Genomic DNA, 14,228 nt, shown 5'->3' on the forward strand with positions numbered 1-14,228 from the left:
TAAAAATGAAATTTATTCTTTATTTTTTACAAGAATCCATCCACTGTATTTAGTAGAGGTATTGTTTTTATCATTTTCATTCCATGTGATGGTGTACCAGTACGTTCCTGTAAGGATCTTTTTGCCTGAAGCAGTTCCGTCCCATTTGTAGTTTCTCATTTTATCTGCCTGATACAATTTGTTCCCGTATCTGTCATACACTGTAAATACAAGATTTTTTTTGTAGGCCAGCGCTGTATAATCTACTTCGTCATTTACGTTATCTCCATTTGGAGTAATTGCATTGACAAGGTTCGGAACTGTTACCTGTATATTAACAGGTTCACAATCATAAGCATCTTTAACGAAAATTTTGTTTTCACCTCGTGGAAGTCCGCTGAAAACGTTAGATTCCTGCCAGTTGATGCCGTCTGTTGAATATTTGTAAGGTGCTTTTCCTCCGTCGGCATATACTGTGATCGTATTATTTGTAATATCTAAACTTGAAATTACGGGTTGCATAGAAGGATAAACATTCACTTGTTGAAGGGTGAAGCATTTTCCTGTCTGTAATTTTACCCAATAAGTTCCTACAGGAACATTGGTGATTGATTGAGTGGTTGCTCCGTTGCTCCATTCATATCCGTCAAAACCTGGTCCAGCATCTAAAGTTGTAGTGTCTTCAACGCAGATCGTCTGATCCTTTAATACCGTAGATTTTACCGGAGGTAAAACGATTAGATTGATTTTAGCAATAGAATAACATCCGTCTGTACTGTATACTCTTACATATACGGGGGCCGTTATAGAAATGTAATTGGTGGGATTAGCAATCGGGTTGGTGCCGTTGGTCGCATTCGCTAAAGTAGTGTAAAAATTCTTTGTTGGGTTTGTAAGTGTTGAAACATTGGCTGTAGTTAAGTCAAATGAAGCAGTAGTGACATTTGTCGGAATATAACAAGATTCAAGACTTGCTTCTCTAACCACGACAAGCGGGAAGAATGATAAGGTAATTTCAGCGTCATCAAAACATCCGTCGGTTGTGGTTACTTTTACATATACTTTTTTAGGTGCTGTAGAGTTATAATGGGTAGGGTTGGTAATTTCGTTGGTCCCAGCAGTCATATCAGCTGCGGTAGGATAATATTTTTTAGTAATATTAGAGCCCGAAAAAACGTTAGCAGTGGTAAGATCGAATGATCCTGATCCCACATTATTATTGTTACACGCATATACCACGGCGTCCGATGCAGTGATATTTCCTTCTTTAAATTTAAATTCTCCTGTCTGGAAACAACCGTTAGCCGCATTGTCAGGGTTGTTAGGGTCATTGTATTCCAGTCGGTAGTAATATATTTTGGTATCATCTACTGTGGTAAATCCTGTAATAGGGTTATCTCCTGTTACTGCATCATTGCTGGTATCGTGGTAAGTAACTGTAAAGTTTTGATTACCATTCAGAATAGCTGTGTTTAATGAGCTGAAGTCAAATGATGAAGGTAAAGAACATCTTAAGATTTCGTTTGGAGAGTCAGGAGTAGGGCCGGGAGCGCCGGGAGTAATAAAAGGGAAAGGGGTTAATGCCGGATCTGTAAATGCAGAGGTTAGGGTCGCCGTCCCGTCCCAGGTTAAAGAAAAACCATTGACTGTCCCTGACCAGTTGTCAACGATTAAATAATAGGTTTCTCCGGCTACTACATCCATGTAGGCACTCCATGTGTCATTAGTGGCACTTCCGTTAAGGGCGAGTGTTAGTCCGGTAGGACCGTCTGAGCCACTGTAGTTACATCGGATGGGGGCACCTAATGCCGAGCAGTCTTTATTAGGGCCGTATACCCCGAAATCATAATCATCTTCATAAACATTCGGGTTGATTGTGAATGTTAAAGTTCCTGACGTGGCAATTGTAAAAGAATACCATACAGAGTGGTTTTCATTACTGTACAGACAGCCTCCAAGAACCTCTTCCACATTTCCGTGGCCAAGAGAAGTATAAGATAGGTCTGAATTTCCACAAACCGGAATTGCTGAGACGCAATCCGACTGCGAAAATAGCAGTGTTGATGTAAATAATATAAAAAGTAGTAGTAATTTTTTCATTTTAAATGAATTTATAATAGTGTCGTGAAAATAAGAATAATATTATTAACCTAATGTTCTTTTTTTATGAGTAAAAAACCGCTCCTTAGAGAGCGGTTTCTTTGAATCGTGTTCGTTAGTCTCTGTTTTTAACCATTACCCACCCTGAAAATTTGAATGCTGTATTCTTTTTGTTGTTTTCAGTCCAGGTTACCGAATACCAGTAGGTACCGGTAGGTACTTTTTTTCCGCCAATGGTTCCGTCCCATTTAAAGCCGTTGCTTTTGTCGGCCTGGTGTAATTTGGTTCCGTAGCGGTCGAAAATACTTAGAACCAGTCCGTTTTTACCTGATAAAGATGAATAGTCGATCTCATCATTAATGCCGTCTCCATTAGGTGTAATGACATTCACAAGATTCGGAAGTACAAAAGTAATATCTACAGAATTACAGTTGTACGCGTCTTTCACATATACGGTATGGTCTCCTCTGGATACATTTTCAAAGATATTGGAATCTTGCCAGTTTACATTGTCGATTGAGTATTTGTAGGGAGCTGTTCCTCCAATTACATTTACGGTTACGGTTGTTGTCGCAATGTCAATATTGGTGATTACTGGTTCTTCAGCAGGATATACTTTTACGGTCTGTAAAGCGATACAGTCTCCTGTTTTTAGTTTTACCCAGTAGGTTCCGACTCCTACATTCGTGATAGACTGTGTAGTGGCTCCTGTGCTCCATTCGTATCCGTTGAATCCAGGTCCGGCATCCAGTGTTGTAGTGTCTTCCATACAGATTACTTTTTCTTTTAAAACAGAAGAATAAACCGGAGGAATGACTTCCAGTGTAACTTTAGCCACGGAATAACATCCCTGTGCATTGGAGACCTTTATATACGCTACGCCGTTGGGAGCAGTATAATCCTGAGGATTCGGAATTGCGTTGGTTCCGTTCACGGCATCCTGCATAGACGGATAGTAGGTTTTTGTAATTCCGTTTTCTGATGTTACGGCCGCAGCGGTAAGATTGAATGTTGCTGTTGAATGGTTGGTTTCAAGGAAGCAGGATCTTAAAATAGCATTGTTATTAACGTTTACTATAGGATGGAAATTCAGCTTAATCTCAGCGATGGTGATACATCCGAATTCATTGGTTGCTTTTACAAAGACAGACCCCGGGGCTGATGTATAGGCGTAAGGAACTGTGATTTCGCTTGTTCCTGCGTTTAGATCTGCCATGGAGGGGTAATATTTTACGTCAAGATTCGGAGTTAATCCGATATCAATGGAGATCAGGTCGTAAAGAGCTGTCCCGGAATTATTGTTGCTGCATTCCGTTAGAGTGAGTCCTGTTAAAACAAACGACCGGTCGACAAATTTAATCTGGCCAAACTGTTTACACTTATTTAAAAAGCTCGCAGGGCTTGTAGGATCCACGTAACTAATTACATAGTGGTAGGTATCTGTTGTATTAACGGGAATAGGAGTTGTAATGGCACTTACATCATCCAATGCATCCGTAGCTGTTTTATAGTATTTTACCTGAAAGTTAGGATTGCCGTTTAAAATTTCCGTTGTTAGTGTAGAAAAATCATATGTTACAGGATTTCCGCAAATATCAATATTACCGTCATGGTCAGCACCAGGTACTACAAATGGGAAAGGTTGTAAATTAGGATCATCAAATGGTGTTAATAATCCTGCTGTTCCTCCGAATGTCAGAGAGAACTGAGAGATCGTTGGTGAAAAATTATCCACGAGTAAGTAATAGATCTGTCCCGGCAGAACATCAATGTATTTCACCATTCCATCTGCCGGATTTCCCAGGTTGTCATATGTTGCATCTTCAGAGGTATCCAAAGACGTCATATTAAGTCCGGTCTGGTAAGGAGGGGGTGCGTCATAAGAGCATCGAAGGGGTGTTGCGGTCTGAATTTGCGTACAGTTCAGGTCAGGTCCGTAAAGAGCCCAGTCATAATCCACATTATTTACCGGGTTAATAACAAAAGTTAATGTTCCGGCAGTGAGGGTACTGAAGGTAAACCAAATAGAATTATTTTCTCCGTTAAGGCAGCCTACATTACCTTCATCCTGGTTTCCTATTCCGCTGGGGGTTAGGGTAATGTCGGCATTGCTGCATATAGGAATCGCAGTGAGGCAGTCATTGTTTTGAGCCAGAAAAAGGTGAGATATTAAAAATGCTATAAACAGTAATGCTTTTTTCATGTGCTGAATTTTTTAATTAATGAATACTTTTTCTGAAAACTATTTTTTTTTCGGTTGAATAGTACCGTTTACGCCTAATCTTGAGCGCTGTTCAAGGATGAGTTTCAGTAAATCATTGTTTTCTTTGTCATCAGGGGCGGCAGTTAAACTTCCCAGGACGTATTTTTCAGCAAGTCCGTTTACATTTTCTACACCGTTTTTTTTATTGCTTTTTAGAATAAGCTCGGCTTTATTATAAAGAGCCAGGCCTGCATAGTAGTAGGCCTTCCATCGGTAAGGATCCGGGTTTCTTTTCAAGGCAGAAAATTCATCAAAAAGTTTATCGCAGTCGGCGATTGTCTTAATGTCGGATATTTTTCTTGCCTTTTCATTTAAGGTCTTTTCATATGTTGTTTGTGCTAGCATGAAAGCACCGAACAATGAAAAAAGGAAGGTGAGTAGAGTTTTTTTCATAAAGGGGGATTTAATATACAAATATAAAAAAATTATTAACGTTGAATTAAAGTTTTTATTATATATTTAATTAAATGCCCTTTATGGGATTAATATTGCATTTTTCTTAATTTTGGATTTGTACTTCCTACGACAAGGGCTACAAGCACGGTCATGGTTCCTCCAAAAACTACAGATCGGACCACTCCCAAAAGCTTCGCTGAAAGCCCGCTTTCAAATTGTCCCATTTCATTGCTGGACATAATAAAAATTGAGTTTACACTCAATACTCTACCACGGATGTGATCTGGTGTTTTAAGCTGAACAATTGTTCCGCGGATAACCACTGAAATACCGTCCAGCATACCGCTTAAAACCAAAAACATGAACGAAAGCCAGTACCAGTTTGATAATCCGAACCCAATGATGCAAAGCCCAAAACCCGTGACCACCCCCAATAATATTTTTCCCTGATTTTTACGTAAAGGGATAAGAGACAGGATGGTGATAATACACATGGATCCGATATCTGAAGCGGCATTGAGAAATCCAAATCCTTCAGCACCCACTTTTAAAATATCAGTGGCATAGACGGGGATCATCGCTACAGCACCCCCGAAGAGTACGGCGAACATATCAAGGCACAGGGCTCCGAGAATTTCTTTGGTTTTAAAAATATAAGCAATTCCCTCACGCATACTTTCCACCACGTTTATCTGTCCTTTTTTATGCTCAGATTCCTGCTTGTTTAATTGAAAAAAGAACAGGGATGCGATAAATATTAATGAAATAATGACCAAAAGTGTCCATTTGACCCCAAAATAGCCAATCAGAAAACCTCCGATCGCGTGTCCGCAGACAGAAGAAACCAGAAATGTCGCCTGGTTCAGAGTAATCGCATGGGGAAGATTTTCTTTCTGTACAATCTTCGGGATCATCACGGGGATCATGGGACCGATAAACGCTCTCGCAATACCTGTGAAGAAAATGACCCCATAAATGAAATACGTAATCTCATGTCCTGTGAAGTGCATTTCTACATTCAAAAAGGCAGGAATCAGTAAAAGTGCAATCAGGAAAATATAGGCGTAATTGCAGATCAGCAGAAGTCTTTTCTTCTCATTCATGTCAATCACATGTCCCGCGTATAAGGCACAGCTTACTGCAGGGATGACCTCTGATAAGCCGATAAGCCCGATAGAAAAAGGATCTTTTGTCAACTGGTATACCCACCATCCCAATAAAGTAGCGAGCATTCTAAAGGCTAAAACAATAAAAAATCTTCCGGTAAGAAGATTCCTGAATTCGACATTCTGTAATGTCTTCAAGGGCGTAAAAGAAATCATGCACAAAAATAGCCCTAAATATTCACTTAGGGCTATTGATATGATCGATTTTTAAATGATAAATCAAATAGAGTTCAAAAGACAGTATCTATTTTAGTCAGCACGGCTTGAGCTTAAAACGATGGCCGCTACGCCTGCAGCACCTATCACTACGGCACCTGTGGTGATAGCCGCCTTTTTATTATCTCTTACTGCTGCTACATCTGCTTTGGGAATAATAACTTCTGTGCTGTCTTTTTTACCAGCTGTACCGATTAAGTTATCTCCGTCAATATTTCGGAACAACATTTTTTGGCTTTTAGAGCCATCTTTCATCTTCACAGTATACATTCTGCCTGCCTGCAAATTGGAATAGTCATTTTTAGATGTATCTTCTGTATATTTTGTCGTAGCACAAGAGGAAATTACAAAGAGAGAAGTCAATAAAGATGATTTTAAAAGTACAGATGCTTTCATTATTATTTTTTAGTTTTTCAAATTTATAATTTTTTTTGAATATAGCTTTCCGGAATTAAAAAAATGTGATTAAAGTTTGTAAATTTCCAATAAATCTGCAATTTTCCTGTCATTGGCAAGTCTTGGAGTTTTATTTTGTCCACCTAATTTACCCTGCGATTTGGCGTATTCGTTAAATGCATTTTTGCTCATTTTTGAAATATGAAGTGGTTGTAAAATATGACCGGAAATTAAATCATCATAGTACGTGTTTTTTTTTCTCAGCTGCCTATCGAGTTCTGCTTTAAACAGATCTAAATGTTCAGGTTCTTTTTCGAATTCTATAAACCATTCATGGTAGGGAAGTTCCTCATGAGGGTTAACCTGTGGGGCAAGATGGAACTCGGTGATCTGGGCCGGATGTTGTTTCAAAGTTGCTTTCATGGCTTCTTCCACCTCATAGGCTATAACGTGTTCTCCAAATGCTGAGGTAAAATGTTTGGTTCTTCCACTCACCAGAATTCTGTGCGGATTTTTATCAATAAATCTTACGACATCTCCTATAGAATAAGCCCAAAGTCCTGAATTGGTCGTTAAAATTAAAGCATAATCTTTGTTCAGCTCAACTTCTTTCAACGTTAATCTTCTGGCACCGGGTTTACCATAGTCTTCCAACGAAATAAATTCATAGAAAATTCCATGGTGGGTTAAAAGCAATAAACCTTCTTGGGTATAATCATCCTGAAAAGCAAAAAATCCTTCCGAAGCGGGGAAGGTCTGCACAATATCTACTTTTCCGCCTAACAGCTCTTCCATTTTGTCGCGGTAAGGCTCATAGTTTACCCCTCCTGTAACAATCAGTTGAAGATTGGGGAAAATCTGTTTAATCTTTTGTCCCTTTTTTCCAGTTAATTTCTCAAAATACATAATCAACCATGGGGGGATTCCCGAAATTAAGGTCATGTTCTCCTTTTCAGTTTCCTCAACAATTTTGTCTACTTTCGCTTCCCAGTCTTCTATCATGTTGGTTTTGAGACTTGGAAGTCTGTTTTTCTGTAGGTAGTTGGGAATGTGATGGGCAACAATCCCTGAAAGCCGACCGACTTTTATGCCGAAATTTTCCGTCAGTTCAGGACTTCCCTGTAAGAAGATCATTTTTCCTTTTACAAAATCAGCATTATTTTTTTTGGCGATATAGTGGAAAAGAGCGCTTTGAGCTCCTTTTATCTGAAAAGGCATTCCTTCTTTTGAGATCGGAATGTATTTCGCACCCGAAGTTGTTCCTGAAGTTTTGGCAAAATATTCAGGCGTTTCTGTCCACAGAATATTGGCCTGACCCTTTTTTACTCTTTCAATATATGGCTTCAAAACTTCATAGTCTCCTACAGGCACACGATCCTGAAAATCTTTAACCGATTTGATGCTTTCAAAATCATGTTCTCTTCCAAAAAGGGTTTTTTTAGCGGTGTCAACGAGGGAAAGTAAAAGGTCCTCTTGATTTTTTTCTGCATTTTTTTTGAATTCGTCTGCCTTTTGAACATGTTTTTTTGCCCATACCAGCGCCGCATTTTTCTTTATGAAGTTTAACATGGTTCAAATTTATAAATTAGTAAAGAATCTTATGACATTTTTAATCGAAAGTTGATGAGTCCATTTAATTTTTTTTGATGTTGGAAAACCTTAAAATGTTTAATGCTCGAAAAGCTTGCAAAACTTCATGTTCAATATTTAAAGCAGAAGAAAAATATATGAATCTGATCTGAAAAAAAAACTGAATGAAAATATTTTTTTTCATTACTAAATTGCTTGAAGTTTCCCCCAATCATTCTATTAATAAAAGCCAGAACTGCAAAGCAAAAAAATGACCGGTGTTATCAGCCTGAGTTCGATCCATAAAATATTCTACCATATCAATAGGGGCGGGCTTCAGCCCGTCTAAAAAAGATGATACTCCTATAGGTTTTAGCTGAAATTTATAATCAATTTGTACTAAAGTCCTCTATTTGATTTGTGATTTTATCATTGGGCTGAAGCCACGCTATTTAAATAATTCTAGCATTCGTGGCAAATAAAAAGAATATGTATGTACAAAAGGAATAAAAAAACCGATGAATCTTTGATCATCGGTTCTTCGAAATTTGATTATGAAAATAACAACTATATGTTGAGTTTATTTGTTTACTTTATACCTTTTGTCCGGTGTTCCGTCTTTTTTTAATTTTTTATTCTCTTTGTATCTCTTGTCAGGAGTTCCGTCTTTTTTCATTTTGGCTTCATTTGTTGATGTTGGTGCAGTTTTAGCCGTTTTCACATCCTTAGAGGCCGTCTTTGTTGTCGTTTTGGCTACCTGCTGGGTTTTGGATGGGGTTGCAGGAGCAGCTTGCTGAGCGGTAGCAAGTCCGAGTCCTAAGACCAGTGACATTGCTGTTAAAAATTTTTTCATAGGGGTTGGATTTGTTTTTTTGTTGAATCAAAGGTAGGTAAAAATCAGACTGAAAACTTTAGTTTTTCAAACTTAACTTAAGTTTATCAGTGCTTAAAAAAAGATTAAATGATTTACCATTCCTGTTGTTGATTAGAAGGCAGACCAAAGCGATGTTCCGATGTCCTTAAAGCGGAGGTGTTAGGATGATGACTGTTCTGTTGAGTGAATGAAGATTTTTACAGGCCGGGACAAAAATGGTGGCGGGTACACTTCGGATTTCTATTCTTCATTTTCAAACGATTAAGAGCCTGGTTAAAATTTTACCGATTTATTTATTATTCTTATTGAAGTTGATCATTGCTCCATTTTGATGCTCTTTTGAGCGTATTTTTCACTTCCTATTTTTGATTTAGCCCGCTAAATCTGCAAACACGAAGCAAAAAATCCATCTCAAAATAGCTATAAAAATTTTTGGCAATAAAATTTAAACAGCCTCTTAAACTCTTTGTCTGTTTACAAAGTTTGGGAATTGATACTGAAGGCGGGAGGCAGGATTAACAAAATCGGCTTCTCCGGAAAGGAGAAGCCGATTGATAGGTATGTGTGATTGATTTGGTTTAGCGTGTACAGTTGGCAGTCCAGGTTCGGCCGTCTTTTGTATAAAATATTTTAAGCTCGTTATTATCAATTCTGATATAGGAGGTTCCGTTGGAGCCAATCATGATCAGGGTATGATCTCCCTGTTTTTCAAATTCTATGCCATTTAGATCCGGAATGCCGTCTGAGAAAGCAAAATTATACTTTGTCCCACTGGCAATTTTCGTTACAAATACGCTCCCGTTATCTTTTGTAACAGTTGTAGAATCGTCTGTATAGGAAACACTTCCTTTATACGTTCCGGCAAAAAAATCGTTGTTGGTAGGGTCATCATCATTGCTGCATGATGAGAGGGTGCTGATCATAAAGCAGATTAGGGCGAACAGCCCCAGAATTTTGATTGTTTTTTTCATAATATTAAATTTCGTTATGTTGGTACATTCTAGTTTTCAAACAATATGCCACTGTGCTGAGACTTTGAAATTTTAACTTTTAATTAAAAAAAATAGTTAAAAATCAATATTTAGCGAGAGTTTAAGGATCAGTTTCAAAACTTGGGGAGAAATTGTTTAGATGTATTTTTTGCCACGAATGCACGAATACTTTTTATTTCCCACAGATCGCAGATAGTGCTGTTTCTGTTGGTTTTTCGCAAAGTCGCAAAGATATTTTTTAATACTTTATGTTTTTAAGACGCAAGGATTTTATCAAAGATAAAATTGAAGGCTGCATATTATCGCCACGAATGCACGAATATTCTTACTTCCCACAGATCGTACGGATTTTCACAGATGATATCGTTGATTTTCTTTGCTTATCTTTTCCGGTCTTTTATAGGTAGAACGGTTTGGTGAGACTTAAAACGGGAGTTGTCAAAAAAAATGGGTTGGCTTCGTGTTCAATATGTAAAGTGTAAGGAAAAGAATCTGTATCATTTGCAAAATCTGCGAGCGCAAAAAATTTCATCTTATAGTATCTACACTTTTTTGCCTACTCCCCAACTTTTGTACTTGATCCGAGTTTAAAGAATTTTAGCCTGCTTTAAAGAAAAAAGCTTCGAATTGATTTCGAAGCTTTGGTGAATTTTAAATTAAATATTTAGAAGTGTTATTTAAAACAGGATATAATTAATGTCGTTATTATTTACATACGGGGTTATCCGCTGTTTTGTAATTTATTAGGCATAAAAGTATGAAATTTATTCAATTATTAGAGATTTATTTTAAATAATTTTTGTTTTGTATCTTTGTAGAGACCAAACGGTTTCGGAAAACTCCCGAAATCGCTTTTGTCGTTTATATCATCATTACGTATGCAGTTAAAAACCATCAGTGAAAAGTTTCTTCCTGAAATTCTTAAAAAAGAGTTCGGAGCCGAGATTTTTGTCCAGCTTGAAAAAAATGATCATATTTCTGTAAAAGGAAGTGCGGGATCTGCCGTTTCCCTTTTTACAGCAGAGCTTTTTCTTAGCCATAAGAAAAATGTGCTGTATTTGGTGGACGAAAAAGAAGATGCACTCTATGCCAATACAGAAATGGAAGATTTGTTGGGAAAGGAAAAAGTTCTTTATTTTCCGGCTACCCATCTGGATCCTTACCAGGTAGAAAAAACTCAGAATGCCAATCTGGTTCTGAGGACTGAGGTTTTAAACAAAATTACATCCGAAAGATCGCCTAAAGTGATTGTTGCCTATGCGGGAGCATTGTCTGAGAAGGTATTAAAAAAGGAAGATTTCCGTGCTATTTCACATCATATTAAAGTCGGCGACCAGCTTGACTTTGATTTTGTTGATGAACTGCTGAATCATTATCATTTTGGGCAGACAGATTTCGTATCTGAACCGGGTGAGTTTTCTGTACGGGGCGGAATTGTAGATGTTTTCTCGTATTCCAACGAAAAACCTTATCGAATCACTTTTTTTGGAAATGAAGTGGAAAGTATTAAAACATTTGATATTGAATCTCAACTTTCCATTGATAAAGTAAATGAGCTGCAATTGGTATCCAATATGAATTTTTCGGTAACAGGATCGAGGGTTTCTCTGCTTCAGTTATTGCCAGAAGACAGTTTTGTCGTCTCAAAAAACGGAATGTTGGGCATGCATAAAATTAAGGCCTTCTATGAAAAAGCCCTTGAAAAATATGAGACTTTAAATAAAGATATTGCCCATCGCCGTCCTCAGGAATTATTTATTTCAGATCAGGAGTTTTTATTTGATTATAAGAAATTCAAAACCGTGGATTTCGGGACCGTTGAAATTGAGGGGCTGATTGAGCTTACCCCCATTGTTTTTAATCAGACGGCTCAGCCTTCTTTCCATAAAAACTTTGAATTATTGATTCAGGATCTTGAAGACAGGCAGGAAGAAGGGTTTGCTACCTGGATCTCTTTTTCCACTGAAAAGCAAAAGGAAAGACTGGAGTCTATTTTTGAGGAACTCAAACATGAGCTACCGTTTAAAAGCTTTAAATCTGAGCTTCACGAAGGGTTTTTAGATCTTGATCACAAATTGCTGGTGTATACGGATCATCAGATTTTTGACCGTTACCAGAGGTATAAAGCAAAAAATACGTTTGCGAAGTCAGAACAGCTGACTCTTAAAGACCTGATGTCATTAAAAGTAGGAGACTATATCGCCCATATCGATCACGGCATCGGCAAATTCATGGGATTAGTCAAGGTGAATAATGACGGGAAAATTCAAGAATGTTTTAAACTTAGCTATAAAAACGGGGACTTATTGTATGTTAGCATCCATTCCCTCCATAAAATATCCAAATACAACGGTCCGGACGGAAAGGAGATTGTTCTCAGTAAACTGGGATCACCCACCTGGAAATCATTAAAGCAGAAAACTAAAGCTAAAGTTAAGCAGATTGCCTTTGATCTTATTAAGCTTTACGCGCAGCGGAAAACTGCGGTGGGTTTTTCGTATTCCACCGATTCTTATCTGCAAAATGAGCTTGAGGCCAGTTTTATCTATGAGGATACACCGGATCAGGAAAAGGCAACCATTGATGTTAAAAAAGATATGGAAGCCAGTACGGTGATGGATCGTCTTGTATGCGGAGATGTAGGTTTCGGTAAAACCGAGGTGGCGATCCGTGCTGCTTTTAAGGCGGCCACAGATGGAAAACAGGTGGCCATTCTGGTGCCTACCACCATTCTTGCTTTTCAGCATTACCGAAGTTTCAGGGACAGATTAAAAGATTTTCCTGTAAACGTAGCCTATATCAACCGATTTCGAACGGCCAAACAAAAATCTGAGACCCTCGAGGCTTTAAAAGATGGAAAAGTAGATATTATTATAGGTACTCACCAGCTGGTAAGTACTTCTGTGAAATTTAAAGATTTGGGATTACTGATTATCGATGAAGAGCATAAGTTCGGAGTTTCGGTAAAAGATAAACTTAAAACAATTAAAAGCAATGTGGATACGTTAACCCTGACAGCAACGCCGATCCCGAGAACGCTTCAGTTCTCCCTAATGGCTGCAAGAGATCTGTCGGTTATTAAAACGCCACCACCTAATAGACAGCCTGTTGATACGCAGCTAATAGGTTTTAGTGAAGAGATCCTCCGTGATGCGATTTCGTATGAGCTTCAGCGTGATGGTCAGGTTTATTTTATTAATAACAGGGTTGAAAACCTTAAAGATATTGCCGGATTAATTCAGCGGCTGGTTCCTGATGCCAGGGTAATTACGGGTCACGGGCAAATGGATGGTAAGCAGTTGGAGAGAAATGTTTTAGATTTCATGGAAGGGAAATATGACGTTTTAGTGTCTACCACGATCGTTGAAAGTGGGGTAGACGTGCCTAATGCCAATACCATTTTTATTAATGATGCCCAAAGATTCGGAATGGCAGATCTTCACCAGATGAGAGGAAGAGTAGGACGAAGCAACAGAAAGGCTTTCTGTTATCTGATCACCCCGCCATATGATATGATGACTTCAGACGCCAGGAAGCGTCTTGAAGCTATTGAGCAGTTTTCAGATCTTGGAAGCGGATTCCAGATTGCCATGAAAGACCTTGAAATTCGTGGAGCCGGAGATTTATTGGGAGCTGAGCAGAGTGGTTTTATCAATGAGATGGGCTTTGAAACCTATCAGAAACTCATGCAGGAGGCTCTGGAAGAGTTGAAGGATGATGAGGAATTTGAAAGCTTGTTTGACAATGAGGAAGATCGTAAAAAGCTGTTTAAATCAGTAAAAGATGTAAATATTGATACCGATCTGGAACTTATGCTTCCGGACTCTTATGTTTCTAATATCGAGGAAAGATTATCGCTTTACCAGAAGATTGCAGATATTGAAAACGAAGAACAACTCCAGAAATTTGAGTCAGATCTGGTAGATCGCTTCGGAAATCTTCCAAAAGAAGCTATTAATTTACTGAAAAGTGTGGCCTTAAAATGGCTCGCTTCAGACATTGGTTTTGAGAAAATTGTTATGAAAAACGGGGTGTTTCTGGGCTACTTTCCAAGCAACCCTCAAGACAAATTTTATCAGACAGACAAGTTCAAACATATTATTAATTACCTGACGAAAAACCCGTCTGAAGCGCAGCTGAAGGAGAAAATCGGTAAAGATGGAAATCACCTTATGATGAGAAAAGGCAATGTGATAAATGTCGATGAGGTGAATTATCTGTTAAAATCCATCCTGGCATCAGGGTAATTAATTCGCGATTTATAGAAATAATTCTAC

General features: G+C 38.2%; 9 protein-coding genes. 1 reads left to right on the forward strand and 8 read right to left on the reverse strand.

Features of this window, described 5'->3' with window-relative positions; translation table 11 throughout:
* Positions 1 to 12: 12 nt before the first annotated feature.
* From VUJ46_RS16640 to VUJ46_RS16675, 8 genes are all read right to left on the reverse strand, one after another.
* Positions 13 to 2,079, reverse strand: a complete 2,067-nt coding sequence (locus tag VUJ46_RS16640; RefSeq protein WP_326981844.1) for a T9SS type B sorting domain-containing protein — start codon at positions 2,077 to 2,079, stop codon at positions 13 to 15.
* A gap of 115 nt (positions 2,080 to 2,194) precedes the next feature.
* Positions 2,195 to 4,282 carry a T9SS type B sorting domain-containing protein gene (locus VUJ46_RS16645; RefSeq protein WP_326981845.1) on the reverse strand — a complete coding sequence of 696 codons (2,088 nt, stop codon included), beginning with the start codon at positions 4,280 to 4,282 and terminating at the stop codon, positions 2,195 to 2,197.
* A 39-nt stretch (positions 4,283 to 4,321) separates the two neighbouring features.
* Positions 4,322 to 4,735, reverse strand: a complete 414-nt coding sequence (locus VUJ46_RS16650; protein WP_326981846.1) for a hypothetical protein — start codon at positions 4,733 to 4,735, stop codon at positions 4,322 to 4,324.
* A gap of 89 nt (positions 4,736 to 4,824) precedes the next feature.
* Positions 4,825 to 6,060 carry an MFS transporter gene (locus VUJ46_RS16655; RefSeq protein ID WP_326981847.1) on the reverse strand — a complete coding sequence of 412 codons (1,236 nt, stop codon included), beginning with the start codon at positions 6,058 to 6,060 and terminating at the stop codon, positions 4,825 to 4,827.
* Between the two features lie 93 nt (positions 6,061 to 6,153).
* Positions 6,154 to 6,516 (reverse strand): hypothetical protein, encoded by a 363-nt coding sequence (locus tag VUJ46_RS16660; protein ID WP_326981848.1) that lies wholly within the window; start codon positions 6,514 to 6,516, stop codon positions 6,154 to 6,156.
* A 69-nt stretch (positions 6,517 to 6,585) separates the two neighbouring features.
* Positions 6,586 to 8,085, reverse strand: a complete 1,500-nt coding sequence (locus tag VUJ46_RS16665; RefSeq protein ID WP_326981849.1) for a GH3 auxin-responsive promoter family protein — start codon at positions 8,083 to 8,085, stop codon at positions 6,586 to 6,588.
* Between the two features lie 580 nt (positions 8,086 to 8,665).
* Positions 8,666 to 8,938 (reverse strand): hypothetical protein, encoded by a 273-nt coding sequence (locus VUJ46_RS16670; RefSeq protein WP_326981850.1) that lies wholly within the window; start codon positions 8,936 to 8,938, stop codon positions 8,666 to 8,668.
* Positions 8,939 to 9,537: 599 nt separating this feature from the next.
* Positions 9,538 to 9,930: a hypothetical protein gene (locus VUJ46_RS16675; RefSeq protein ID WP_326981851.1), complete on the reverse strand. Its 393-nt coding sequence runs from the start codon at positions 9,928 to 9,930 to the stop codon at positions 9,538 to 9,540.
* An 899-nt stretch (positions 9,931 to 10,829) separates the two neighbouring features.
* Here VUJ46_RS16675 and mfd point away from each other — a divergent pair.
* Positions 10,830 to 14,198, forward strand: a complete 3,369-nt coding sequence (gene mfd / locus VUJ46_RS16680; protein WP_326981852.1) for a transcription-repair coupling factor — start codon at positions 10,830 to 10,832, stop codon at positions 14,196 to 14,198.
* Positions 14,199 to 14,228: the final 30 nt, after the last annotated feature.

Origin of the sequence: Chryseobacterium sp. MYb264, from assembly GCF_035974275.1 — a bacterium.
Taxonomy (GTDB): Bacteria; Bacteroidota; Bacteroidia; order Flavobacteriales; family Weeksellaceae; genus Chryseobacterium.

Excerpts from the sequence above, each read along its gene's own strand:
- VUJ46_RS16640 (WP_326981844.1), bottom strand. The coding sequence starts at position 2,079 with ATGAAAAAATTACTACTACTTTTTATATTATTTACATCAACACTGCTA.
- VUJ46_RS16645 (WP_326981845.1), bottom strand. The coding sequence starts at position 4,282 with ATGAAAAAAGCATTACTGTTTATAGCATTTTTAATATCTCACCTTTTT.
- VUJ46_RS16650 (WP_326981846.1), bottom strand. The coding sequence starts at position 4,735 with ATGAAAAAAACTCTACTCACCTTCCTTTTTTCATTGTTCGGTGCTTTC.
- VUJ46_RS16655 (WP_326981847.1), bottom strand. The coding sequence starts at position 6,060 with ATGATTTCTTTTACGCCCTTGAAGACATTACAGAATGTCGAATTCAGG.
- VUJ46_RS16660 (WP_326981848.1), bottom strand. The coding sequence starts at position 6,516 with ATGAAAGCATCTGTACTTTTAAAATCATCTTTATTGACTTCTCTCTTT.
- VUJ46_RS16665 (WP_326981849.1), bottom strand. The coding sequence starts at position 8,085 with ATGTTAAACTTCATAAAGAAAAATGCGGCGCTGGTATGGGCAAAAAAA.
- VUJ46_RS16670 (WP_326981850.1), bottom strand. The coding sequence starts at position 8,938 with ATGAAAAAATTTTTAACAGCAATGTCACTGGTCTTAGGACTCGGACTT.
- VUJ46_RS16675 (WP_326981851.1), bottom strand. The coding sequence starts at position 9,930 with ATGAAAAAAACAATCAAAATTCTGGGGCTGTTCGCCCTAATCTGCTTT.
- mfd (WP_326981852.1), top strand. The coding sequence starts at position 10,830 with ATGCAGTTAAAAACCATCAGTGAAAAGTTTCTTCCTGAAATTCTTAAA.